Raw genomic sequence first — 26,079 nt, 5'->3', positions numbered from 1 at the left:
TATGATTTACGATCACATCATTGTTAGATATGGAGAGTTATCTTTAAAAGGTAAGAACAGACATCACTTTATCAATCGATTGAAAGATACAGTAAAACGGAAGCTAAAACCATACCCAGAAGTTACGGTACAAAAGGCGTTCGACCGCATGGTAATTGAATTAAATGGTCAAAAGCATGAACCAGTTATAGAAAAATTACAAGAAATATTCGGTATCCAAGGCTTGAGATTAGCTGTGAAGTGTGACTTAGAATTGGAAACCATTCAAAAGACTGCACTTGAAGCGATGCGAGATGCGGGTCCTGATGTAAAGACGTTTAAAGTTTCGACTAAGCGGAATTACAAACAATACCCACATGATTCTCAAGAGCTTAATCATCTAATCGGTGGATATGTCCTGTCAAATTCAGAAGATATTTCAGTAGATGTTCATCATCCGGATGTTGAAATTAAAGTTGAAATAAAACCTGAAGCGGCGTATATCAGTTGTATGGATTATCCTGGAGCTGGAGGCTTACCCATTGGAAGTGCTGGAAAAGTCATGTTGATGCTTTCAGGAGGAATTGACAGCCCGGTGGCAGGATACTTGGCGATGAAACGCGGTGTCAGAGTTGAAATGGTCCACTTTCATAGTCCGCCATTCACAAGTGAACGAGCTCGTCAGAAGGTTGAAGACTTAACGAAGGTACTTACTAAATTCGGCGGCAGCATAAAAATGCATGTCGTTCCATTTACTGACGTACAAAAAGCGATAAAAAAACAGATACCAGATAACTACAGCATGACGGTAATGCGAAGATATATGTTGCGCATAACAGAAGAGATAGCTGGACGAAATGATGCATTAGCTATTGCGACTGGTGAAAGTTTAGGACAAGTTGCAAGTCAGACGCTATCAAGTATGAATACGATTAATGAAGTGACAAACCTTCCAATCATCCGTCCCTTGATTACAATGGATAAAATTGAGATCATGGACATTTCACGCAAAATTGGAACGTATGATATTTCAATTCGTCCTTATGAGGATTGTTGTACAGTCTTTCTTCCATCAGCACCTAAAACGAAACCGAATCGTGAAAAAGCAAATCGATTTGAACATCACATGGAGATCGACGAATTAGTGCAACAAGCTGTTGAAAATACAGAGACAGTCTTCTTTAGTGAAGCAAAAACAAGGGATGATGAGGAATTCTCAGACCTGCTTTAATCTAGCAAAAATTTACCACATTTGAAAAGGTATGTTTTTCGCCAACTTTCGTAACCTATGGGTACAAGGAGGTGAATCAACATGGCATACCAATCAAACAAATTAGTTGTACCTGGAGCACAACAAGCTATCAACGCAATGAAGACTGAAATCGCTTCTGAATTTGGTGTTCAACTTGGACCAGACTCTTCTGCACGTGCAAACGGTTCTGTAGGTGGAGAGATCACTAAGCGTCTAGTAGCAATGGCTCAAGGTCAACAACCTAAGTAATACACCTCTACAACATCATATCAATGGAATCAGGTCAGCATTCGTGCTGACCTATTTTAGTGCTCTGACAAAGTGGGAGTACTGTGTGGGATTGCAGATGTTTTAGTAAGAAGGAAACGGGTTCGAAAGCGAGACCGTGAAAGTGGTTCAAATGGAGCGACAAGTGGTTCAAAAGGAACATGAAGCAGAGCGCAATGCCGGAGTTTCACCACGACACAACCCAACAGCCCCGAAAATACTACAACATCACCACCTTAACATGAGAAATACCCAGAAAAATTGAAATAAATTCTGATTGAACGTTCGTTCATAATGGAAATATTCTAAAAATTATGTATAATAGGGGATGTAAACGAATACATAAGGAGGCTGTCCACTTTGAACAATGAAACACTCATTGCACCACAAATGTATAATGCAGCAGAAGAAATGGAGAAATACGCAAACGATCATACACGTGTCGCAATTAAGTGGCTGAATGATCAGGGAGATGAGGATGAAATCACTTATAAGCAATTGTTTGATGAAGCGAATGAGCTTGCTAAGGCATTGCTTTCTCTAGGATTGAATAAAGGTGATAAAGTGCTCATCATGATGCCTCGCTTAATCGATACATATAAGGTGTATCTTGCTAATATGAAAGCTGGGCTGGTAGTTATTCCATGCTCAGAAATGCTTCGAGCAAAGGACTTGAGCTATCGGATCAATCACGGTGAAGTAAAGGCGGTTATATCTTACCACCCATACACTTCTCAATTTGATGAGATAGAGGATCCAATCGAAAGTTTACAATATAAAATCATTGTAGGTGGGGAGCAGGAAGGCTGGACTGATCTAGGTGAGGTGATCGCCAAGTCAAATTCATCGATCGCATTACCATCTACTGAAAAAGATGATATGGCGTTCTTATCTTATACATCTGGTACAACAGGCCAACCAAAAGGTGTTGTACATACACATGGTTGGGCTTATGCACATATCCGCACAGCTGCACTCTCATGGCTGAACATAAAAGAGGGCGATAAGGTTTGGGCAACGGCAGGTCCCGGATGGCAAAAGTGGATATGGAGTCCATTTGTATCCGTATTGGGGACGGGAGCGACAGGATTTGTTTATAACGGCAAGTTTGACCCGAATACTTATTTGGAATTATTGCAGAAGCATCAGATCAATGTACTTTGCTGTACACCTACAGAGTACAGGTTGATGGCAAAAGTAGATAATTTGAAGGATTACAACCTAGCCCAATTAAGAAGCGCTGTATCTGCAGGGGAACCATTAAACCGTGAAGTGATCGATATTTTTCGAAATTATTTCAACGTCACTGTACGAGATGGTTACGGACAAACAGAAAACACATTACTTGTCGGCATTGTGGAGGGAATGGAAGTACGTCCTGGCTCGATGGGCAAACCTACACCTGGTAACCGAGTTGAAATTATCAATGAAGAAGGAAATCCAGTCCAACCTGGTGAAGTTGGAGACATTTCCGTCCACCGTGACGCACCTGCCCTTTTCAAAGAGTATTATAAGGATGCAGACCGTACGAGCATGGCTTTCCGTGGTGACTATTACTTAACCGGTGATAAAGCGAAAAAGGATGAAGATGGATACTTCTGGTTTGAAGGTCGCGGTGACGACATTATCATTAGCTCTGGCTATACGATCGGACCGTTTGAAGTTGAAGACGCACTCGTTAAGCATCCTTCTGTTAAGGAATGTGCAGTGGTCGGAAGCCCAGATGAGGTGAGAGGTCTTGTCGTCAAAGCGTTTATCGTTTTGAAAAATCCGGCTGAAGCCAAATCAGCAGAACTCATCCCAGCACTTCAAGATCATGTAAAACAACTGACAGCTCCTTATAAATATCCGAGAAAAATCGAGTTTGTCGATGAATTACCGAAAACAACATCCGGAAAAATTCGCAGAATTGAACTTCGAATGAAAGAAAATCAACAAAAAGTGAATTAAAGAAGAAAGGAGCCGGATCAACAACCGGCTCTTTTTCATTCAAGTAAGTAGCATGTTTTTGAGAAGTTCGATATGATTTTCATATGATACAGAAATTGAAAGTTGAGGTGGAACGATGAAAACGTTATGGACGAATGGAACGATCTACACAATGAATGAAGAGTTTGAAACGGTTGAAGCCGTAATAGTAGAAAACGAACGGATTATTGATACTGGTGATCGTGACAGAATGGAGCGGGAACATGCTATAGATGAGATACAAGATCTCCAAGGTGCTGTCATGTATCCTGGGTTTGTGGACAGTCACTTACATATGATCGGTCACGGGGAAAAGCTACTACGACTTGATTTATCAGAAATCCACTCGGCTGAAGAAATGCGAACGACACTTAAAGAAAAAGTCTATTCGACGCCCTTTGATGAGTGGATCATCGGAGATGGCTGGAATGAAAATAATTTTGTGGACCGAAAAATTTTCCACCGTAATGAATTAGACGAGATTGCACCTCATCATCCAATGATGTTAACGCGCATTTGTCGCCATGCACTGCTCGCGAACTCAAAAGCACTAGATATAGCAGGAATAACGAAACATACCCCTGACCCTCCTGGTGGGGTAATTGTTAGAGATTCAAACGGTTCTCCGACAGGATATTTGCTTGATAAGGCACAAGATCTTGTTCGAGACGCTCTCCCTAAGGTAACTGAAGAATACTTACACCGCGCACTTTCAACTTCAGTAGAGGATCTGACAAAGCACGGGCTTGTCGGAGGTCATAGTGAGGATTTGAATTATTATGGAGGATTTAAGAGGACCTACGATACATTTTTGAATGTCGTGAATGAAGAAAATATGAAATTCAAAGCGAATCTCCTCGTCCACCATGAAGTGGTTGAGGATATGCATGAACATCGATTTGCGTTTGGTGCGTCGAATGGTTATGTTGAGCTTGGCGCAATGAAAATTTTTGCCGATGGTGCATTAGGTGGTAGAACCGCGTACCTAAGTAAACCGTACAATGACATGCCGGAAACATATGGTGTAGCCATTCACACTCTTACGGAACTGAAAAATCTCGTAAAAAAAGCTAGACGTTATAATATGCCAGTTGCGATCCATACGATTGGTGACTTAGCGTTAGAATTTGCCTTGTATGCAGTCGAGGAGTATCCGCCACCAATAGGACTGAGAGATCGTTTTGTTCATGGTCAAGTCGTTCGACCAGATTTAATTGAACGACTCAAGAAGGTGCCTGTCATTATTGATATTCAGCCTCATTTCGTAGCATCTGACTTCCCATGGGTGATCGAACGGCTTGGGGAGGAGCGCATGCAATATAGCTTTGCTTGGAAAACGTTACTTGACGAGGGGATTCCTTGTGGGGCTGGTTCTGATGCACCTATAGAGACAGCTGACCCGCTTGCAACGATATATGCAGCGGTTATGAGGAAGAAGAAGGGAGATCCACACCAAGGATATTATCCTGAACAAAAACTCACTGTGTATGAAGCTGTCTCGCTCTATACAAAAGGAAGTGCCTACGCAATCGGTAAAGAAGATGAAATGGGTAGGATCAAGAGCGGATATAGTGCAGATTTCACCGTTCTTAGCGAAGATTTGTTCCGAATTGACCCAGAAAATATTCCAGATGTGACTGTTTTAAAGACAGTTGTCAATAATTCCATTGTTTATGCTGCAGAATAGCGCATAAACTGATTTAAAATATACAAAAAAGGTGATCCGAGTTAATATGGGGATCACCTTTCTTATCTACTTTTTACAAAAAGCTTCTCTTCACTTTATGCCAGAAGGAGTTGTCCTTCAATTTTACAGTCTTAATTCGTTTGTCTGACAGGCTGATTCTAATTGAACCGGTATGCCTGACACTCAACGCCTCATTGTCCATTCCAATAATCGGAAAATCGTTACCGTCGTCAACCATATTAATCACTAGGGCTCGTTCTTCACTCAATAGGAATGAACTACCGAGCGTTCTATAATGATTGTTGTTAATGGATGCAACTTCGTTAATCTGCATACAGGCAAGCTTCGGATCTACAATAGCGCCGTCCATTGATTTGTTATAGGCCGTACTTCCAGTTGGTGTAGACACGATGATGCCATCGCCTTTAAATCTTTCGAAGAATAGGTCGTCAATATACAAATCAAGTGATAGTGTCTTAATAATGCCTGAACGGATGGAACACTCATTAAGGCAATAGAAGGAGGCGTCATTTTCTACGTCCACTTTAATGGTTGGATATCTGCGGACCTCTACTTGTTCATTCATCATCGCTTCGATCATGCCTGGTAAATCTTCAATATCAAAGTCACAATAGAATCCTAATTGACCGGTACTAACTCCGACATATAAAGCATCGTCCCGAAACCCAGTTTGCCTGACAGCTTGTAGGAAAGTACCATCTCCACCAATACTTGCGATAATGTTCGCTTCATCTGCTTTGTCTACTAAGGTAAACCCATTATCTACAGCAAGGTTCTTTAATCTGACAATTTTATCTTCAAATTCAGTTCCTTTCTTGTGAAAGAAATGAATATTTTTACGATCAGCCATCATTAACCTCCTATTGTACTTTCACCCTTTTTTTATTTTGTGGACCTTTGCAAATTTTATCAATGATCATGTACATTAATAATCGGTTTTCTGAACTTTTTTGTCAAATCATCTTCAACGCAATTAATTTATGGTATTCTATCTAGTATTGGGTAAACTTTACAGATAAATAATAGCTAGGAGGCTTCACATGAACGGAAAACGTTGGGCAGCATTAGGGATTGCAGCCGCTTTGTTGTTTGTCTCGGTTCTCATAAATGGACTATCACTTGCGGCAAATGCAAACTTCGGAAGCATAGAAAGTAGTGCGCTATTTGAAGACGAACCTTTTATTGAAGAGGTTGTGGAGGAAGGTAAAGATAAGGAAAGCATCGTTCTACTAGAGTTGAACGGTGTCATACAAGATACTGGAGATGCAGTATCATTCTTTCAATCCCAAGGATATAACCATCGGAATTTTCTAGCAATGCTAGAATACGCTGGTGAAGATTCTAGCGTAGAAGGGATCATCATACGAGTCAACACGCCAGGTGGAGGCGTAGTTGAAAGCGCTGAAATTCATGATCAAATAAAGACTATTCAAAAGAAAAGTAAGAAGCCGGTATACATATCGATGGGTAACATGGCCGCATCGGGTGGGTATTACATTTCAGCACCAGCAGATAAGATTATTGCGCATCCTTCTACACTAACTGGATCACTAGGTGTGATCATCCAATCTATGAACTATGGTGAGTTGGCTGAAAAGTTAGGTGTGAAGTGGGAAACGATTAAGAGTGGCAAGCATAAAGACATTCTCTCACCGACCCGTGAAATGACGGAAAGTGAACAGGAAATTCTTCAGTCTATCGTTGATAATTCTTATGATGAATTTGTAAAAGTAATTGCATCTGGACGAGAAATGTCAGAAAGCAATGTTCGTAAAATTGCTGACGGTCGAGTATATGACGGAAGACAAGCGAAGGAATTGAATCTCGTTGATGGATTAGGTGATCTTGACGATACGATCAAGACGATGAAGAAGGATTTAGGAAACTCTCATTTGAAGGTTGTCCGATATGAACAAAATATTGGTTTAAATTCTTTCCTGAACATGACCGCTCAAAAGCTGTTCCAACCGAATGGTGATCTTCTCGGTATTCAAAAGCTTATGAGTGAGACAAATACACCGCAAATCAAATATTTATACACGGAATAGGAGGGAATATAATTGGATAATACAATTTCAGATGAACAACCAATGAACCCCCCTCTAGATCCTCCTAAACCGAGAAAATTTGCTGGGTTTTGGATGAGATTCTGGGCTTATTTGATCGATTTATTAGTCATCGGGAGTATTTATCGTATTATGATTAATCCTACATTCCGGTGGTTAGATTTACCCTTGAATGACCCTAGTATTTTTTCGATTAAAGCAATCTCAACAGGTATTATATTTTTCGCCTACTTTTTGTTGATGACGAAGTTCTTCGGACAAACGCTTGGAAAAATGGTATTCGCAATTAAAGTGGTTTCGAAAGAAATAGACGGTCATCTTACCTGGTCGACACTTCTTTTCAGAGAGGTAATTGGTCGATTTATTAGTAAGAAAATCTTATTAATTGGTTATCTTATTTCTGGATTTACGAGCGAAAAAAAAGCTCTACATGATATTTTCGCAGATACGCGTGTGATTCATACGAAGAAATAGGTATCGTTCAAGACCTGTCAGTACATAATGCTGATAGGTCTTTTTTTGTGCATAGTGAATAAAAAGGTGGATGAGTGGATGTATTGGGTTATCGGAATTATCCTATTCTTTATTGCCCTAATCATAATGGTTTTGGTCAGTCGCGTTACAGTTTCAATTACGTATATCCATGAACCAAACCGAAACGAATGCAAGGTTCATATGCATGTGTTTAAAGGTATTATACATTATTCATGGGACTTTCCTTTTGACCAATTGGAAGTGGAGGATGATGGGGTCCACCTCCAATATCAAACAGATTTAGAAGTGGGGAAGCAAGATCATGAGAAGGATAGAGAAGCTATTTTCCGAGCTGAATCCATCGTTCAGCGTGCCCATGAAACGAGAGAAATAATTGACTCAGTGTACCAGTTTCATAAAATTGTACGTAAATTCCTTCAATCAATACAGATTGAAAAGTTCGAATGGTACAGTACGATCGGTACGGGGGATGCAGGCTCTACGGGCGTTTTTTCAGGAATGCTTTGGACAATTAAAGGAAGTCTAGTAGGATTGATCAGTCATATTGCCAATTTAAAAAATCCTCCTCTCATAGAAGTGCATCCATCCTTTCAAATTCCTCTTGTAAATACGAATATGCAATGTATGTTTTCATTTCGAGTGGGGAAAGCTATACGCGCAGGATATCAGATCGCGAAAAATTGGAAGGGAAGGAAACAGCATGTCAGAACATCCAATCCAGGGCTTGATGCAAACAGCAATGGAAAATATTAAAGAGATGATCGATGTCAATACGATCATTGGAGATCCAGTTGAAACACCTGATGGTAGTGTGATTCTAACCGTATCTAAGGTTGGTTTCGGCTTTGCGGCTGGTGGAAGTCAGTTTAATTCTGCGTCGTCAGGTCACTCGAAAGGGAGTTCAGATGAGGATTCTCTCCCGTTTGGTGGAGGAAGTGGTGGAGGCGTTTCGATTACACCGATTGCCTTTCTCATTGTGAATTCATCAGGCGTTAAGACGATTCACCTTGATAACAGTACCCACTTGTATGAGAGATTATTGGATTTAGCGCCACAGGTTGTTGAAAAGATCCAGAAAATGATGAATAACACACAAGGTTCGAAGTCTAATAATCAACAAAGACAGCAACAACCTGATCTCCAACAGACCCAACATCAATCCGAACGTCGACAAAAGCATGACTTAGATTTCTAGTAAAACAAATCAGGCTGAAACACCCTAAATTAAAACTTCAATGTCTGGATTTCTGACTTGCTCGGAATTCTGGACATTTTTGCGTTTGTTTGACTTTTGTTAAAGTAATCCTTATTACTTGAAAGAAGAATTCAGAAAGTTTACCATTAACTTGATGAAGTAACCTAATCATAAGGAGTTGTTTAGAAATGGCAGCAGTAACATTTAAAGAAAATCCAGTGACACTATTAGGTAATGAAGTAAAAGTAGGGGATACAGCTCCAGATTTCACAGTATTAGCAAATGACATGTCACCCGTTACATTAGACGATTCAAAGGGAAGCGTTCGATTAATTAGCGTCGTGCCTTCTTTAGATACAGGTGTGTGTGATCAGCAAACGCGTAAGTTCAATGAAGAAGCATCAAAGCTTGATAACGTTAAAATATTGACGGTCAGTGTAGATTTACCAATGGCTCAAAAAAGATGGTGTGCAGCAGCAGGTATAGAAAACGTTCAAACGCTTTCTGACCACCGTGATCTTTCATTCGGTAAAGCCTACGGCGTTGCGATTGAGGAACTTCGTTTACTAGCACGAGCAGTATTCGTTGTTGATTCAAACGACAAAGTGACTTATGTTGAATATGTGAGTGAAGCAACAAATCACCCAGACTATGAGGCAGCAGTTGAAGCAGCTAAGTCTGCTAAGTAATTAACAACAAAGTTTAACTGTAATGAAATCCGGTTAACCTTCAAGTGTCAGGCAAACTTTCATTTGCCTGCACCTTGCGGGGTTAACCTTTTTTATTGGATTACATGTTTGATACAATAAGTCTAGTTGTAAAATAGGAGGATTAAGAACATGCCTGAATTTCAAAAGGTTGAAACATTTTATCGGCTGTTACATGAAACGGCAACGCTTCTCTCAGAGAAGGAACAAGTCACTTACCTTGAAGGGTTAGTAATGACGGGTGAACACCTCGTACAAGGTGCTATACCTGATCGATTTGATGAACAAACCAAGAATGATCTACTATATAAATATCAATCCCTTTCGCTTGATGACTTATCTAAGGAAGAAATTCGAAAAGGGTTTCAGTTAGCCATACTAAAAGGAATGCAAGATGGTGTTCAATCGCATCATGCAATGACTCCTGATGCGGTTGCACTCTTTGTTGGATACTTAGTTGAGAAAACAATCGGTGATAAGGAACGTGTCACGATGCTAGACCCAGCAATCGGAACAGGGAATCTTGTTTCAGCGATTCTTAATCAAGTGAAGAAGCCTGTATATGGCTATGGTTCAGAGGTTGATGAAACGTTGATAAAGCTTGCATATGCAAGCTTAAATGCGCAAGAGCATGACATTCAACTCTACCATCAAGATAGCTTGAAATCATTGATGATCGATCCGGTTGACTTTGTCGTAACAGATTTACCTGTAGGGTATTATCCAGATGACGATACAGCTGCAAAATACAAACTAAAAGCTGATTCTGGTCACTCTTACGCCCATCACTTGATGATCGAGCAAGCCTTGAAACATACAAAAGAAGGTGGATTTCTTTTCTTCTTAATTCCTAATTTCCTATTCGCAGGAGACGAGGCAAAGAAACTGAATAGCTTCCTGAAAGAAGAAGCGGTCATTCATGGTCTTTTACAGCTCCCTTTAACGATGTTCAAGAAAGAAGAGCACGCGAAAAGTATTTTCTTTTTACAGAAAAAAGGAGAAGGAATCGAGCCACCTAAAGAAGCATTGATGGCTGAACTTCCTAGTTTCAGTGAGCCTAAAGCTCTTCAGGGCATCATGGTTCAAATTGACAATTGGTTTAAGAATTCTTTTACTGGTTAACTTAATTGTGTATAATCGCAGTTTTTTTTCACCAAAATGTCACAATGAAATCGCATTCAAATCTGAAAATAAAGAATATAGATGGAAAACGCTTTCCATCCTTGCGGGGAACAGTGATCTGGTGGTTTAATGGTAGCAGGTTTGGGATAAATGATCTTCAACAACGAAGGAGTTGTCTTATATATGCAAATGATACTGGCCATTAACGCCGGGAGTTCGTCACTGAAATTTCAGTTACTCAGAATGCCTGAAGAGACAGTAGTTACAAAAGGTCTTGTAGAAAGAATTGGTCTGCCTGATAGCATTTTTGCGATTGAAGTGAATGGTGAAAAAATAAAGGAAACAATTGATATTGAGGACCATGGTGTAGCCGTTAAGATGCTTTTGAACAAATTGACAGCACACAATATTATTGAATCATATGATGAAATTGAAGGAATTGGCCATCGTGTCGTTCATGGTGGAGAGAAGTTCAATGATTCGATATTAATAACTGAAGAAGTTATTAAAGAAATTGAAGAAGTATCTGACTTAGCACCGCTCCATAATCCGGCTAACATTGTTGGCATTCGAGCGTTTAAAGAAATTCTTCCGAATGTACCTGCAGTCGCAGTATTTGATACAGCATTCCATCAAACGATGCCTGAACAATCATTCTTGTATAGTTTGCCATATGATTATTACAAAGAATTTGGTATTCGCAAGTATGGATTCCACGGGACAAGCCATAAGTATGTCTCCCAAAGGTGTGCAGAACTACTCGGAAGACCAATTGAACAGCTTCGCTTGATTTCATGTCATCTTGGTAATGGTGCCAGTATCGCTGCGATTGAAGGCGGCAAATCAATTGATACATCTATGGGCTTTACCCCACTCGCAGGTGTTACGATGGGAACGCGTTCAGGGAACATTGACCCTGCATTGATCCCATACATTATGGAGAAAACAGGTAAAACAGCTGAAGAAGTGATGAATGTCCTGAATAAAGAAAGTGGATTACTTGGAGTTTCAGGATTTTCAAGTGACCTTCGTGATATTGAAAAGCAAGCAGAAGAAGGAAACGAACGAGCAGAGTTAGCATTGGAAGTATTCGCTGGTCGAATTCACAAGTACATCGGTTCCTATGCGTCTAAAATGCACGGTATTGATGCAATTGTATTTACTGCAGGAATCGGTGAAAATAGTGATGTTATTCGTGAACGTGTTATGAAAGGGCTTGAATTCATGGGCGTTTACTGGGATCCAGCACTAAATAAAGTCCGTGGGAAAGAAGCGTTCCTTAACTACCCACACTCGCCTGTAAAAGTAATGATCATCCCGACAAACGAAGAAGTAATGATTGCACGAGATACCGTACGAAAAGCGCAATAACGGAAGAATAAATAAATGAATGTAGAGATGTCCTGTGAATTCACAGGACATTTTCCTTTTTATAAAGGAAGTTTGTTGTGCAGTTTAAGGTTGGGAGTTGCGAGGCTTTTGCGGGTACTGAAGTTGGCATTCGAGAAAATTCAGGGTACGAGCGCAATCCTCCCTTATGAAAAATACATTTTTAGCTCTCAGTTATTTTCTTCGCTACGATTTGATATAATATATGCAACGTTATGGAGGTGCTAGGTATGGGATGGTCGAAAAACGAACAACAAGTATGGTCCACGATTGAAAAGTGGGAGCAGGACTACTTTACATATGTACCAACAGACTTCAGCCGAGCTTATGTGAGAACGTTTGATGAAGCACTTAATCGTTTTAATCCAAAAATTAAGGATCGGGCATTACAAACGATTGATAATTTACTTTTTCATTTGCATTCCATCATTTTGAATGCTCAGTTTCAACAGGATACGAAACAAAGAGTATTACTATCTGCTCAAGCGATGAATGAGGATGTAGAAGTATTTGAGGATATTCAAGATTGTAGAATTGAGCAGCTTAGATACATAGCGCAGCATCAAGTTGCAAAGCATAGATTACTTTCATTTGCACAAGGAGGATTAAGTGGTGCAGGTGGTCTCCTATTTTTAGGGATAGATGTGCCTGCAAGTATCGCAGCTCACCTAAGATCCATTCAGGTGATAGCACTTTCTTACGGGTATCCGATCAATAAACCTTATGAGACCTTGCTTGCACTTCGGGTGTTCCATGCCGCGACACTCCCAAAAGAACACCAACAAGAAGCGTGGGACCAGCTTATTAGTGAAGTTTCGGACCAATCAATGGATCCATATTTGTTTGAATCAGAAGAAGTTGTGGCAGACGATAAATGGATGAGACACCTTGTTGGATTAGTAGGGAAAGGATTCCTACTCTTCATGCTTCGGAAACGGTTGATTCAAGGTATCCCATTAATGGGAATGGTCTACGGAGCTGCTACAAATTATCAATTATCGAGACAAATCACAGATTTTGCGAATCACTTTTACCAAAAGAGATGGTTATTAGCGAAACAAAATTAAAGGGTGAATGGACTTGAGCGTTGCAGAACATAAGCGAAATGCGCCAGATCATGTTTCAGTTATGGTGATTACGATTAGTGACACGAGAACAGAAGAGACGGATAAGAGTGGGAAGCTTATCATTGGAGCTTTAGAAGAAAACAACCATAAAGTTTCTTCCTATCGAATTGTAAAAGATGAAGCCGACCTCATTCAACAAGCTGTAAAAACAGGTGCTTCAGATAGAACAATCGATGCAATTATTTTAAATGGAGGAACTGGAATAGCTAAGCGTGATGTAACGATTGAGGCGATTTCAGAATTGCTTCATAAAGAGATTCCTGGGTTTGGAGAAATCTTTCGAATGCTCAGCTATACGGAAGACATAGGTTCAGCGGCAATCTTAAGTCGTGCGCTTGCAGGCATTTATGAGGACACTGCAATCTTTTCGATTCCTGGGTCCAGTGGAGCCGTTAAGCTCGCAATGAGCAAACTTATCATTCCAGAAATTAATCATATCGTCCGTGAAATTAGAAAGGATTGACCGTCAGGTCAATCCTTTTCGTATATTGCAGTTCTTACATCTCATGTGCGATACTCCATCTTTTTTCACGTATGATTGAATACAAAATCGTTATAAGTGGAGACAACCATAGGAAAAATGCGAAAAAGACATAATGGATGACCGAAACACCAACAATTGTACTACATAATACAGCAAGGAGACTCCAGGGTACTAATCCTGCATAAACCATTGTTGAGTCACTCACGACTCTCGCCAACTCTTTAGAATTAAAGTGCTTTGTCCAATGTGGCAAGAGCATTCTTCCATTTAATATGATAGGAAAAGACTGGTTTGGTGAAATGAGTGAGACGAACAAAGCAAGCGTTACTCCCTGAACAGAATTGACAGTTAGTGAATGGTCATTCGTAAGTAGCTTATTAATGTACGGCTGAACAATTTGATAACGCTCTAACATTTCGCTGTAAATGCCTACAACACTGATAAATATAATAAACGGTATCATCGTCATTAATCCGCCGATGCCATCAATACCATTGAGAACAACTTGTCCCCATTTCAGTACTGAGATACCTTTTATCAAAACAATGGCAAAAGCCGCACCTATACTTATGAAAAAGCTATATCTGATTCGGACTCCGACGATTACGCCAGCGATTAATAGTATAACGGGTAAAAACACAATCCAGTCTGACATCATTTCGCCCATTGAGATGACAGGCTGTTTATACGCATCTAGCGTCAATGAACGATCAAGCAAAATAAACAGGAAGCTACTTACACAGATTGTTAACAGTGCAGTAGGCATAATGGCATTAAATTGCTTTTTAGTCTGAATCTCAAGTGATGTCGCAAGTAACTGGAAGGCACTTGATAATGGAGAAGAACGATCACCAACAAACGCCCCTGATATTAGTGCACCAGCTGTCCATTCCAAAGGAACACCTAATGCTTGGGCTGTACCCATTAATGGTAAACCGATGACGCTTAAGCTTCCGACTGAAGTTCCTAATGTCATAGAGATCACCATGGTCATAAGGAAAGATGAAACAAGAAAATGCTCTGGATTAATAACCGATAAGATAAATGATACCATGTTCGGGACTGTTCCAATGATTGCCCATGAAGGGAGCAAAATACCAATTAATGATAACAACCAAATGATCTCACGATTCCTGTATATACCTTTATAGCCTGTTAGCCGTATGCTTTTGAATGAAATACCTTTTTTCAAAAGTTGATAAATCAAAAAAATGAATCCTGGCATGAAACCGATCAAAAGCTGAAACTGGAAAGCTACGGCCATCAACAATCCTGAGACGGTTATGATAATGAGTGAAATGAGTTCCTTTAAAGAGAAGTGGATCGTTTCTAGTTGCATGATACTTCCTCCGTAATTATTTTCGGCTGTCAAAAGTGTGACCGCGCTGAGAGATGGTTGTCCATCCGATACCAAATCCATAAATCATTAATAATAGAAGCAAGTTCAGCGATATCAGAATTCAGCTGACAAGACCTTTCAAAGTTTTCTTCGTTGTTGAGTTGCAGTTGCTTTGTATTTATTCCTTGTTCGATTTCTTTGATTCGATCAGGGATTCTTCCTCTAATGGATTCCCATTTCGATAATATGATTTCTTGTGTTTCTAAGGAATATCGCTCCCAGGGTTCGTTTAGGACAGGTAAACATATCCCAAGGCGATCATCACGATGAAAAGAATAGTTCATTTCGACCATACCTCCTACTATTCCACATTGTACCGAAAATGGACAAGTTAGGCTATTGCAATTGACTTTCATAATTTACCTCAATAAGCTATTCGATTAGGCGCATACTAATGGGTGTATCACTAATGGAAAAAAGGAGGCGGATTAAGGTGCAAAAAAAACCATCGAAAAAACCAGAAACATACCAAATGGATGCAAATGGTGAATTTGAAGTTCAACAACAGATCATGCAGTCCTACCAAAGTGGGGTCGTTGATCAAACTGTAGAGCACGAAACGCCAAACCAACTTGAAGATGAGAATCGATTAAAATGAAGCTTGAAAGCTTTCTCTGAAGGTGGAGAAAGCTTTGTACATTTCTTTATTAGTGCAACTAGAACTCACCCTTTGGTTGAGTTAAGTTTTCTTTATGTTACGATAAAAAAGATGCAATACTTGGAAGGAAATAATTACGAATTTTTCTCTTTTTCTTTTTGACATTTGGTGTTATCTTTAAATGGGCAGTCGTCATGACTGGAAAGAAGATTTGTTGATTTAGGAGGTCGCAAACATGCGTATTGGTGTACCAAGAGAAATAAAAAATAACGAAAATCGTGTCGCAATGACTCCGGCGGGGGTTGTAAATCTAATGACTTCAGGTCATGAGGTCTTTATTGAAACAGGTGCTGGACTTGGATCTGGATTTACGAATGAACAATACGAAGAAGCTGGAGCGGTAATCGTAGATACAGCTGCAGAAGCTTGGAGTATGGACATGGTCATGAAGGTTAAAGAACCTTTAGACACAGAGTACCAATACTTCCGTGAAGGACTTATATTATTTACATATTTACACTTAGCTGCTGAGCCGGAATTGACGAAAGCACTCATTGATAACAAGGTTGTCGGTATTGCTTACGAAACTGTACAACTTCCGAACAGAAGCCTTCCACTACTCACACCAATGAGTGAAGTTGCAGGACGTATGGCGACTCAAATTGGTGCATCATTCCTTGAAAAACCTCATGGTGGAATGGGTATTCTCCTTGGAGGCGTACCAGGTGTGAAACGTGGTAAAGTAACCGTCATTGGTGGTGGAGTTGCAGGTACAAACGCTGCAAAAATTGCAGTTGGACTAGGTGCGAGTGTTACGGTCATCGATTTGAATCCAGAACGCTTACGTCAGCTTGACGATATTTTCGGATCAGATATTAATACATTGATGTCCAATCCACTAAACATTGCAGAATCAGTGATCGATTCGGATCTTGTCATCGGGGCTGTACTAATCCCAGGAGCAAAAGCGCCAAAGCTTGTAACCGAAGAAATGATTCAAGAGATGAGAAAAGGTGCGGTATTAGTAGACGTTGCGATCGACCAAGGTGGTATTTTCGAAACAACTGATCGTATTACAACGCATGATAACCCTACTTACGATAAACACGGTGTTGTCCACTACGCAGTTGCGAACATGCCAGGGGCAGTACCACGTACATCAACAATTGCTTTGACGAACGTTACGGTACCATATGCATTGCAAATTGCTAACAAAGGGTATGTAAAGGCTTGTCAAGATAATGAAGCACTTCTTAAAGGTATTAATACTTTGAATGGATTTGTTACGTATGAAGCTGTTTCTCAATCACACGACCTTGAATATAAAGACATTCGCAAGATGCTTTCATAATCGGATTTGAACAATATGAAGATAGAGACTGACGAATTTCGTACAGTCTCTTTTTTTATTGAATTTAGAATCCTTGCATTGATTTGGACAAAAAAAAACGAACTCAGAATAGACTATTATTGTTTTTTGTAAAAACAAAAACGGGTAAACAATATTATGTGTACTCGTTTAACCTCATGCAGGAAAAGGAAACAATGAACACGAAGGTTTAAAACAGATCTAATAACTAATCTAGAAAGAGGAGAGATCATAATGAAAGTAACTTATTATGGACATTCTGTAGTCGCAATCGAAACGAATGGTAAAACAATTTGGATTGACCCGTTCATTTCAGGGAATGGGCAGTGTCACATTTCCGCGGATGATGTAAAGGCTGATGTTATCTTACTTACACATGGGCATAATGATCATGTTGGAGACACAGTTGACATCGCGAAAAGGAATAACTCTCTAGTTGTAGCCCCGTTTGAATTAGCAAACTATCTTGCTACAAAGGGAATTGAAACACATCCTATGCATATTGGTGGTGCTTATCACTTTGATTTCGGAAAAGTGAAACTCACACAAGCCTTTCACGGATCTAGCTATGCAGAAGAGGACGGCTCAGTTGTTTATACGGGTATGCCTGCAGGAATTCTTTTCACTGCAGAAGATAAAACAGTCTATCATGCGGGTGACACAGCCCTGTTTTCAGATATGAAGCTCATTGGTGAGCAAAACTATATTGATATGGCATTCCTACCGATCGGAGATAATTTTACAATGGGACCAGAGGATGCCTCGATAGCAGCTAGTTGGTTGAAGGCGAATACAGTTGTTCCAATACATTACAACACATTCCCAGTGATTGAACAGGATCCAGAAGCATTTGTAAACGACCTAGAGGGCAAGAAAGGACGCGTCCTCAAGTCTGGTGAATCTGTAGAATTATAACTTGAATTTTCTTCTTTCTGAAGAGGTGGTCGCATAACATATGCAGTAAGACTACCTCTTTTGAAAGGAGTACGCTATTTGAAGAATCGATTAATCTTATCATTACTCGCTGCTCTTGCCCTTGTGTATTTTTCCGTACCATACTTACCTGAAATGGAACCTGGATTGGGTGGATGGTTTTCTGCGGTATGGCTTATGTTTGCTGTATTAGTGATTGGTGGTAATCTATCTGCTTTAATGTATCGTCTTTATCCACAGCAATCTGATGAGGTAACTCCAACCAAACAGACAAACAATAAGAAAGTAAAAATGCGACAACATTGAAGTAGCGGTGTACCCTTAGTATAATAGGATAGACTTAGCCATGAGAAAGCTTGGTGAAAACGATGGCAACGAAACATGAACAAATCCTAGACTATATCGAAACATTAGATATCGGAAGTAAAATTTCAGTCAGACAAATAGCTAAAGCGCTTTCTGTTAGTGAGGGTACTGCTTACCGTGCGATAAAAGACGCTGAGAACCAAGGGACAGTCAGTACGATTGAACGTGTAGGAACAATCCGCATTGAGAAGAAGCGAAAAGAAAACATAGAAAAATTGACGTTTGCAGAGGTCGTAAATGTTGTTGATGGACAAGTATTAGGTGGACGTCAAGGATTACATAAAACACTTAATAAATTCGTCATAGGAGCCATGAAACTAGAAGCAATGATGCGATATGTGGATCCGGATAGTCTATTGATTGTCGGTAATAGAACGAAAGCACATGCGCTTGGCTTAAAGGCTGGTGCTGCTGTATTAGTTACAGGTGGATTCGACACAGATGAATCTGTAAAAAAACTAGCAGATGAACTAGAATTACCTGTCATTTCAACTAGCTATGATACGTTCACAGTTGCAGCGATGATCAATCGTGCGATATATGACCAATTGATTAAGAAAGAAATTGTGCTCGTTAGTGACATTACAACACAGCTTGAACAAACCAATTATTTATTGAAGAAGGATACAGTGAAAACGTGGTATGAGCTTAATGAACGTACTGGCCATAGCCGTTATCCAGTAGTGGATCAGAGCATGAGAGTTGTCGGAGTGGTGACAGCAAAGGATATCATCGGTAGCGATTATGATTTGCAGATTGAGAAAGTGATGACGAAAAATCCAATTTCCGTAAAAGGGACAACCTCTGTAGCAAATGCAGCCCATATGATGATTTGGGAAGGAATTGAATTACTTCCTGTCATTGATGCTCAGCAAACACTTCATGGGATTATCAGTAGACAAGATGTTTTGAAGGCACTACAAATGATTCAGAAGCAACCACAAGTTGGTGAAACGTTTGATGATCTGATTACGAGTCATATACATGACGTAGACGAAGATCCAGAAGAAACCTACTCATGTGAAGTAACGCCGCAGATGACAAGCTACCTAGGTACGCTTTCGTATGGAGTTATGACTACGCTCGTTTCCGAAGTCGGTAGTAAAGCCCTTCGTAAACAGAAAAAGGGCGATCTCGTTGTAGAAAACATTACGTTGTACTTCTTAAAGCCTGTTCAGATTGATAGTACCATTACGATCCGTCCGAAAATTTTGGAGCTAAGCAGGCGATATGGGAAAGTAGACGTAGAGATTTATCATGAAGGAAATGTCGTAGGCAAAGCGCTTATGATGGCTCAACTCATCGATCGACATATGTAAAAAAAGAGACTGACAAAGTCAGTCTCCTTTCACCTATGCTATGATTTTGTCTGTTCACTTTCTTGGATCGCATATGGAAGAAAATGCTTGTATGCTTTGTATCCAAGAAAGATGTTTACTAAACCTAATACGAGGAATACGCCTCCGATGATCAGGTCGTACGTAGACTCGTTAATCACTAATCGGTTCAAGCCAAATGTTGAAATGAAAACTCCGAGTGATATATTTGCTTTCGATTTGGTCCATCTTTTTTCATAAGGCGCTTTCACACGAAATTCCTTAATTTTATAAAATATATAAAGACTTAATGCGATTACAATGATAATAATAAATGCAGGCATAATCCATCCTCCAATAAAAAATATGTCGATTACCATTGTATAGAAGTTCTCTACAAAAATCCATCTATACAATTGAACATTAGGTTACAAATAAAGGAGACCAAGATGAAAGAACAAATTATCAACAAAATAAAAGACTATAATAAAATCATCATACATCGCCATGTTCGTCCAGATCCAGATGCATTAGGATCTCAAGGTGGTCTGTCAGAAATATTGAAAGCAACATTCCCTGACAAATCAATCTATGTCGTTGGTGAAGAAGAACCATCATTAACATTTATGAAACAAATGGATACGATTTCGGATGATGTGTTTAAAGGTGCTCTTGTGATCATTTGCGATACAGCAAACCAAGCGCGGATTAGTGATGAACGATTTTCTAAAGGGGATTATATCATTAAAATTGATCATCATCCTAATGAAGATCAATACGGTAATTTAATTTGGGTAGATACTGATGCGAGTAGCGTAAGTGAAATGATTTATGAATTCTATCTTTACGGGCGTGAACATCATGGTTTCAAGCTAACCGATAAAGGTGCAGAATTACTCTATACGGGAATTGTTGGAGATACAGGACGGTTCCTTTTCCCTAATGCAACAGAAAAGACGATGAAGTTTGCAGGTGAACTAAGGAATTATGATTTCGATTTAACGGCAGTGTACAACGAAATGTACAAGGTTTCGCTAAACTTAGCACGGCTGAATGGATATGTACTGTCGCATTTTCAATACATTGAACCAGGAGTGGGGTACATTTATTTAACGCAAGAAGTAATGGAGCAATTCAATACAACAGCTAGCGAATCCTCACTACTCGTCAATACATTTTCAAATGTTGAAGGCTTAAAGACATGGGTCTTTTTCGTTGAGGAACCTGATCAAATTCGGGTGAGACTTCGTTCTAAAGGGCCGGTTGTCAACACGATAGCAGCGAAGTATAACGGTGGAGGACATCCGATGGCTTCAGGCGCAACTGTTCATACGATTAAAGAAACAGAACAAATCATTCAAGATCTTGTTAGCGCTTGTACTGATTCAAAATAAAAGTCATTCATTGAACAGATAAAAAGGTATAATAATAGCCCCGTCTTCTTGATATGAAGATCGGGGCTAACTTTTACTGCTGTTGTGGTTTGGCTGGTATGAACCAAGATCCAATTTCTGTCACGTCCTCTACAAAGTCTATGTTCAACTCAATTGCTTGTTTTTTGATGAGTTCTGCAACTTCTTTCGTTTCTGCGAATGCAGAATAACCACTCAATAACTTCTCAACCTTTGCTTTTGCCATTTCTTTACGGTTGATAATCATACACATTTCTCCTTTACACTTTTATCCTATTACTATTGTATACGATTAACCTGTACTTTGCGACATCTATGCTTATTTGTCTATAAATTGTCATAAACAATGACTTAATTTCCTCTTTCTATATTTAAATATAATCGTAACGTTGTATAAAGATGCATTTGATAGACTTTCACTTTAAATGTTTGATCACCAATTAAAAAGTTTTTGTTTTCAAGTGATTTAATAATTAAATCCGTATGTTCGGAGACTGATTCAATATCTTTTGTAAGGACATCATTCATTTCTGTTTTGACTGCTTTTTCTAAGTCATGAAACATCAATCCTTTGATCTTAACTTTTTCACGGTTTAGGAATATGAGTTTAATTTCCTGTATCCTTAAACTTTTCTCAATATCTTTATTTTTCTTTTCATAATCTTCTCTAAAGTGTTCAAACTGGTCATTTAAATCCTTTATTTCGGCGTCTCTTTTCTTTATCTCAGTTAAATACTGGTCTTGAAGTCCTCCAAAACTAATCAGGAAAAAGAACCACCCAATTATGATCCCAATAATGATTCCTGCAAAAAAACGTTGGTACCCTTTTCTACGGTGAAGTGGAGGGATTCGCATTATTCAACACCTTGTGTCATCCAGCGGATTACTGCTTCCCCTGTATTTGCGCCAATCAATGCCGCAATGATATAGATACACTGGTTGATGACTTCAAGGATTGATCCACTGAACAGACTGCTTTCAAACTTATCGATTGTATCAAACGTCCCACCGATTGCAGCTACGATAGCCCAGATCTTTAAACTTTTTGACAGTAAAATCATTGATTGAAACGGTGGTCTACCAACAAACATCATGCCAATAGCACCAATCAAACATCCGCCAATAATAATTCCAAATGCAACGAAGAAATAAATGATGTTCGTTGAAACGAAGTCACGGACGACCATAACACTTACCACCTTTATCGATGACATCTACAATTTGAACACTCATAACTATAATTATGGACAGCCACCGTCAAGTATGCTTGATTTATTGTTCTCTCTGTCTTGTATATAATGGGGTTAAGTAGTTTATGGTGAGAGGAGTGACTCAGAATGGGATTTGTACATTTAAACATACACAGTGAATTTACTCTGCTAGAAAGCGCTTGTAGAATTGAGAAGTTGACAGATAGAGCACAAGAATTAGGAATGGACGCTTTAGCGATAACAGACCGTAATGTGATGTATGGCGTGATACCCTTCTATAAATCCTGCCATAAGAAAGGGATCAAGCCGATTATCGGTTTGGAAGTAGACGTTGTTGATTCCAGCGCAGGCAATGATCAAAGACAACCTGCTAAGCTACTTTTATATGCAATGAATCATGTAGGGTATCAGAATTTAATAAAAATCAGTTCTTCCATTCAAGCCGAAAGTAGAGGAACAACTCATATACTGGCATTACATGATTTACATACATATTGTGAAGGGGTTTTGGCTGTAACCTCAGGGGTCGATGGCGTTGTTCAACGTGCAATATTAAATGGTGGACAACATCATCTGAATATACTCGCTCAATTGAAAAACATGTTCGAGGACAACCTATATATTGGGTTAGAGGACCATGGAGTCGCAAAAGAGAAAGACCTCAACCTCACATTAATTCAATTATCAAAAGAAACCGATGTGCCGATTGTTGTCATTAATAACATTCATTATATGGATCAAGAAGACGCAAGTGCATACGAAGCGTTACGATCTATTAAACTCGGGAAAAAGTTAAATGAAGACGATGATTTAAAACGACCGACTGACGAACACTATTTTAAAACAAGTACTGAGATGGAAGAACTGTTCTCACATGTACCTGATGCGATGAAAAACACAAGTGTGATTGCTGAAAAGTGTCATGTCACATTGAATTTCGGAACACCAATTTTGCCGGCTTATCCAATACCTGAAAAAGAATCTAGCGAAAGTTACTTACGTAAAGTATGTGAAAAAGGTGTCCTAGATCGCTATGGGCAAACTCCTTCAAATCAAGTTCTTGAACGTATGAAATATGAACTTGACATTATCAATCGAATGGGGTTCAACGATTACTTCTTAATCGTATGGGATTTCATGAAGTATGCTCAGGAAAATAACATCATGACTGGCCCGGGAAGGGGTTCTGCTGCAGGCTCTCTCGTATCCTATGTGCTATCCATCACCCAAGTCGATCCGATTGAGCACGAACTGTTATTTGAAAGGTTTTTGAATCCTGAACGCGTGAGTATGCCTGATATTGACATCGATTTTCCTGATACCAAACGAGACGAAGTAATCGAATACGTAGCACATAAGTATGGGAAAGACCGAGTTGCACAAATCATCACTTTCGGTACACTAGCAGCGAGAGCAGCATTGCGAGATGTAGGAAGAGTGTTAAACTTGGATACCCAACTTATTGATCGTGTTGCGAAGCAAGTTCCATCACGTCCTGGTATCACTTTAGATCAAGCGATTAAGGAATCTCCGTTACTCAAGAAAACACTAGATCAATCAGAGGATGCTCAACACCTTTGGCGGATTTCAAAAACAGTGGAGGGCATTCCTAGGCACGCATCCACACATGCTGCGGGAATTGTAATTAGTAAGGACCCATTAACAAATGTTGTGCCAACACAATCTGGTGGAGAGTTCTTGTCCCTAACACAATATACAATGGAAGGCTTAGAAGAAATCGGTCTTTTAAAGATGGACTTTCTTGGATTGAGAAACCTAACCTTATTAGAAAATATAACAGCATCGATTAAAAAGAGTACCGGTGATGAGATACCTATTCAGCAAATCCCTTTTCAAGACGAAGCTACTTTTCAATTGTTAGCAAAAGGCGATACGACTGGCATTTTCCAGCTGGAATCTGAAGGAATGCGAAAAGTCTTAAAGAAACTTAAACCGACTGAATTTGAAGATATCGTGGCAGTTAACGCGTTATACAGACCAGGTCCAATGGAAAACATCCCCGTGTATATTGAGCGGAAGCATAAGCAAAACACTGTAGAATTTCCACATCCTGATTTAGAACCAATATTAAAGAAAACTTACGGCGTAATTGTTTATCAGGAGCAAATTATGCAAATCGCATCAAAGATGGCAGGGTTTTCACTTGGTGAAGCTGACTTATTAAGGAGAGCTGTCTCCAAAAAGAAAGCAGATGTTTTACATGAGCAACGTAATCATTTTGTAAATGGTGCAATGAATCAAGGATATGATCGCAATTCGGCAGATCAAGTTTATGATTTAATCGTTCGTTTTGCTAATTATGGGTTTAATCGATCTCATGCTGTAGCATATAGTGTGATCGCTTATCAACTAGCCTATTTGAAAGCAAATTACAGCGTTTATTTCCTTGCCGAATTACTAAGTAGTATTGTTGGGAATCATGGTAAGATAGCGGCTTATTTAGGGGAGATTCGCCAAAGTGGAGTTGAAGTTCTTTCACCATCTATCAATTCTAGCTCTGCCGGTTTTAAAGTTGAAAGTGAAGGCATTCGAATCGGATTAATGGTGATCAAAAATGTAGGTGTTCGTGCAATAGAAAGCATTTTAGAAGAGCGGAAGAAAGGACCATACCAAAATCTATTTGATTTATGTCGGCGTGTATCCTTAAAGGTGATGAATAAAAGATCTCTAGAATCGTTAATTTTAGCTGGTAGTCTGGATGAATTCACAACGAACCGCGCTCAATTACTTGCAAACTTAGATGCGGCCATTGAATACGGTTCTAAAATTCAAAAAGCGGAGGCAGAAGGTCAGATTGATTTCTTCCAAGAGGATGGATCAAATCAAGCTCCACGAATGGAAGATGTTCCTCCTTTTCAAGACAAAGAACAGTTACAGTTTGAATATGAGGCCTTAGGTTTCTATTTAACGGGGCATCCAATTGAACAATATAGTCAAATACTAATTGAGTACGAATGTTCTAAAATTGCAGAATTGAAACAATCGGTCAAAAAGGTTCGAATTGGAGCGCTGATTGAAAAATCAAAGCAAATTAAAACCAAAAAGGGTGACTGGATGGCTTTTGTTCAATTTGGTGATGCAACAGGGGAAATTGAAGGCATTGTTTTTCCAAAGGCGTATAAACAAAACCCAGAGCTTTATCAAGAAGGTAATCTATTATTACTTGAAGGGAATGTTGAACAGTCGGAAGATATCAAGTTTATCGTTGAAAAAGCAGTGAACCTATCTACTTTATCGACTAGGGAAAAGAATCAAAACTTGTATTTGAAGATTGAATCCTCTAAGCAGGAACAAGGTGTCATGCATCAGATTAAAGAAATTGTGTTGCGTTATCCAGGTAATGCAGATGTTATTCTCTATTATGAGCATAATAAGAAGGTTGTTCGATTATCTAAAGAGTTCAGTATTGACCCAGTTGAAGAATGTGTTGTAAAGTTTGAATCGTTGCTTGGAACGAAGAATGTTGTTTTAAAATAAACCACTAAATCTTTACAGGTAAATATGGTTTGTTATAATGGATAAGTCAATAGGTGGTCTGACCACCTCGTTTGTTCAAAAGATAAGAAAGTTTAACATTTTGGTAGCATGGATGTTTTGTCTAGCTCCAGCACGTAATCACATGGTTCACTTCAGACCCTTTAGGTCGGCTAAGGCCTACTATTATTCGGTCTCTACTAGTGACCTGCGTGACACAA

General features: G+C 39.4%; 27 protein-coding genes. 20 read left to right on the top strand and 7 right to left on the bottom strand.

What is annotated here, in order from left to right; all coding sequences use genetic code 11:
- Position 1: 1 nt before the first annotated feature.
- The 4 genes from thiI to L2716_RS10895 all read left to right on the top strand — a co-directional run bounded on the left by thiI (position 2) and on the right by L2716_RS10895 (position 5,153).
- A complete protein-coding gene (gene thiI, locus L2716_RS10910) occupies positions 2-1,210 on the top strand; it encodes a tRNA uracil 4-sulfurtransferase ThiI (RefSeq protein ID WP_236334489.1) in 1,209 nt (402 codons plus the stop codon).
- Between the two features lie 81 nt (positions 1,211-1,291).
- Positions 1,292-1,480 (top strand): alpha/beta-type small acid-soluble spore protein, encoded by a 189-nt coding sequence (locus L2716_RS10905; protein WP_226546789.1) that lies wholly within the window; start codon positions 1,292-1,294, stop codon positions 1,478-1,480.
- Positions 1,481-1,858: 378 nt separating this feature from the next.
- On the top strand, positions 1,859-3,448 hold the full coding sequence (mbcS, locus tag L2716_RS10900; RefSeq protein ID WP_236334487.1) for an acyl-CoA synthetase MbcS: 1,590 nt from the start codon (positions 1,859-1,861) through the stop codon (positions 3,446-3,448).
- A 115-nt stretch (positions 3,449-3,563) separates the two neighbouring features.
- A complete protein-coding gene (locus L2716_RS10895; protein ID WP_236334484.1) occupies positions 3,564-5,153 on the top strand; it encodes an amidohydrolase in 1,590 nt (529 codons plus the stop codon).
- A 73-nt stretch (positions 5,154-5,226) separates the two neighbouring features.
- On the opposite strand, the gene L2716_RS10890 is transcribed toward L2716_RS10895, so the two are convergent.
- A complete protein-coding gene (locus tag L2716_RS10890) occupies positions 5,227-6,024 on the bottom strand; it encodes an NAD kinase (RefSeq protein ID WP_236334482.1) in 798 nt (265 codons plus the stop codon).
- A gap of 190 nt (positions 6,025-6,214) precedes the next feature.
- Here L2716_RS10890 and sppA point away from each other — a divergent pair, with 190 nt between their 5' ends.
- The 9 genes from sppA to L2716_RS10845 all read left to right on the top strand — a co-directional run bounded on the left by sppA (position 6,215) and on the right by L2716_RS10845 (position 13,738).
- Positions 6,215-7,222 carry a signal peptide peptidase SppA gene (gene sppA, locus L2716_RS10885; protein ID WP_236334480.1) on the top strand — a complete coding sequence of 336 codons (1,008 nt, stop codon included), beginning with the start codon at positions 6,215-6,217 and terminating at the stop codon, positions 7,220-7,222.
- Between the two features lie 12 nt (positions 7,223-7,234).
- The gene (locus L2716_RS10880; protein WP_329610115.1) at positions 7,235-7,714 is read left to right on the top strand and encodes an RDD family protein; all 480 of its coding nucleotides are present in this window, start codon (positions 7,235-7,237) and stop codon (positions 7,712-7,714) included.
- 78 nt (positions 7,715-7,792) lie between these two features.
- Positions 7,793-8,488, top strand: a complete 696-nt coding sequence (locus tag L2716_RS10875; protein WP_236334479.1) for a DUF2953 domain-containing protein — start codon at positions 7,793-7,795, stop codon at positions 8,486-8,488.
- The gene (gene ytfJ, locus L2716_RS10870) at positions 8,436-8,930 is read left to right on the top strand and encodes a GerW family sporulation protein (protein WP_236334478.1); all 495 of its coding nucleotides are present in this window, start codon (positions 8,436-8,438) and stop codon (positions 8,928-8,930) included. Before L2716_RS10875 ends, ytfJ begins: the two co-directional genes overlap by 53 nt.
- Before the next feature lie 188 nt (positions 8,931-9,118).
- On the top strand, positions 9,119-9,619 hold the full coding sequence (gene tpx, locus L2716_RS10865; protein WP_236334477.1) for a thiol peroxidase: 501 nt from the start codon (positions 9,119-9,121) through the stop codon (positions 9,617-9,619).
- 150 nt (positions 9,620-9,769) lie between these two features.
- Complete coding sequence (locus tag L2716_RS10860) at positions 9,770-10,759, top strand: class I SAM-dependent methyltransferase (protein WP_236334476.1); 990 nt, start codon at positions 9,770-9,772, stop codon at positions 10,757-10,759.
- Between the two features lie 183 nt (positions 10,760-10,942).
- Entirely contained in the window at positions 10,943-12,130 is a 1,188-nt protein-coding gene (locus tag L2716_RS10855; RefSeq protein ID WP_236334475.1) for an acetate kinase, read from the top strand.
- Positions 12,131-12,378: 248 nt separating this feature from the next.
- Positions 12,379-13,215 (top strand): EcsC family protein, encoded by an 837-nt coding sequence (locus tag L2716_RS10850; protein ID WP_236334474.1) that lies wholly within the window; start codon positions 12,379-12,381, stop codon positions 13,213-13,215.
- Between the two features lie 13 nt (positions 13,216-13,228).
- Entirely contained in the window at positions 13,229-13,738 is a 510-nt protein-coding gene (locus L2716_RS10845; protein WP_236334473.1) for a MogA/MoaB family molybdenum cofactor biosynthesis protein, read from the top strand.
- Positions 13,739-13,772: 34 nt separating this feature from the next.
- Here L2716_RS10845 and L2716_RS10840 read toward each other — a convergent pair whose 3' ends face one another.
- A complete protein-coding gene (locus L2716_RS10840) occupies positions 13,773-15,098 on the bottom strand; it encodes a Na+/H+ antiporter NhaC family protein (protein ID WP_236334472.1) in 1,326 nt (441 codons plus the stop codon).
- A 29-nt stretch (positions 15,099-15,127) separates the two neighbouring features.
- Positions 15,128-15,442 carry a hypothetical protein gene (locus L2716_RS10835; RefSeq protein ID WP_236334471.1) on the bottom strand — a complete coding sequence of 105 codons (315 nt, stop codon included), beginning with the start codon at positions 15,440-15,442 and terminating at the stop codon, positions 15,128-15,130.
- 149 nt (positions 15,443-15,591) lie between these two features.
- Between L2716_RS10835 and L2716_RS10830 the strand changes: the two genes are divergently transcribed.
- The 5 genes from L2716_RS10830 (at position 15,592) to L2716_RS10810 (ending at position 19,743) form a co-directional block, all read left to right on the top strand.
- Positions 15,592-15,756: a hypothetical protein gene (locus L2716_RS10830; RefSeq protein WP_236334469.1), complete on the top strand. Its 165-nt coding sequence runs from the start codon at positions 15,592-15,594 to the stop codon at positions 15,754-15,756.
- A 235-nt stretch (positions 15,757-15,991) separates the two neighbouring features.
- Positions 15,992-17,107 (top strand): alanine dehydrogenase, encoded by a 1,116-nt coding sequence (ald, locus tag L2716_RS10825; protein ID WP_236334467.1) that lies wholly within the window; start codon positions 15,992-15,994, stop codon positions 17,105-17,107.
- Positions 17,108-17,359: 252 nt separating this feature from the next.
- Positions 17,360-18,040 carry a metal-dependent hydrolase gene (locus tag L2716_RS10820; RefSeq protein ID WP_236334465.1) on the top strand — a complete coding sequence of 227 codons (681 nt, stop codon included), beginning with the start codon at positions 17,360-17,362 and terminating at the stop codon, positions 18,038-18,040.
- 78 nt (positions 18,041-18,118) lie between these two features.
- Complete coding sequence (locus L2716_RS10815; RefSeq protein ID WP_236334463.1) at positions 18,119-18,364, top strand: hypothetical protein; 246 nt, start codon at positions 18,119-18,121, stop codon at positions 18,362-18,364.
- A gap of 62 nt (positions 18,365-18,426) precedes the next feature.
- Entirely contained in the window at positions 18,427-19,743 is a 1,317-nt protein-coding gene (locus tag L2716_RS10810; RefSeq protein WP_236334462.1) for a CBS domain-containing protein, read from the top strand.
- A gap of 38 nt (positions 19,744-19,781) precedes the next feature.
- Here L2716_RS10810 and L2716_RS10805 read toward each other — a convergent pair whose 3' ends face one another.
- Positions 19,782-20,084, bottom strand: a complete 303-nt coding sequence (locus tag L2716_RS10805; protein ID WP_236334460.1) for a YtpI family protein — start codon at positions 20,082-20,084, stop codon at positions 19,782-19,784.
- Positions 20,085-20,189: 105 nt separating this feature from the next.
- Between L2716_RS10805 and L2716_RS10800 the strand changes: the two genes are divergently transcribed.
- On the top strand, positions 20,190-21,134 hold the full coding sequence (locus L2716_RS10800) for a DHH family phosphoesterase (protein ID WP_236334457.1): 945 nt from the start codon (positions 20,190-20,192) through the stop codon (positions 21,132-21,134).
- Between the two features lie 73 nt (positions 21,135-21,207).
- Here the strand turns inward: L2716_RS10800 and L2716_RS10795 are convergent, their stop codons facing one another.
- The 3 genes from L2716_RS10795 to L2716_RS10785 all read right to left on the bottom strand — a co-directional run bounded on the left by L2716_RS10795 (position 21,208) and on the right by L2716_RS10785 (position 22,339).
- On the bottom strand, positions 21,208-21,399 hold the full coding sequence (locus tag L2716_RS10795) for a YtzJ family protein (RefSeq protein WP_236334455.1): 192 nt from the start codon (positions 21,397-21,399) through the stop codon (positions 21,208-21,210).
- Between the two features lie 104 nt (positions 21,400-21,503).
- On the bottom strand, positions 21,504-22,007 hold the full coding sequence (gene ytrI / locus L2716_RS10790) for a sporulation membrane protein YtrI (protein WP_236334453.1): 504 nt from the start codon (positions 22,005-22,007) through the stop codon (positions 21,504-21,506).
- Positions 22,007-22,339, bottom strand: a complete 333-nt coding sequence (locus L2716_RS10785) for a YtrH family sporulation protein (RefSeq protein WP_236334451.1) — start codon at positions 22,337-22,339, stop codon at positions 22,007-22,009. Before L2716_RS10785 ends, ytrI begins: the two co-directional genes overlap by 1 nt.
- Before the next feature lie 150 nt (positions 22,340-22,489).
- Here L2716_RS10785 and L2716_RS10780 point away from each other — a divergent pair, with 150 nt between their 5' ends.
- Positions 22,490-25,861, top strand: coding sequence for a DNA polymerase III subunit alpha (locus L2716_RS10780; RefSeq protein ID WP_236334449.1), 3,372 nt, complete (start codon positions 22,490-22,492; stop codon positions 25,859-25,861).
- Positions 25,862-26,079: the final 218 nt, after the last annotated feature.

Source organism: Pseudalkalibacillus berkeleyi, assembly GCF_021608225.1.
GTDB lineage: Bacteria > Bacillota > Bacilli > Bacillales > Fictibacillaceae > Pseudalkalibacillus > Pseudalkalibacillus berkeleyi.
This window is presented reverse-complemented; position numbering and strand designations above follow the sequence as displayed.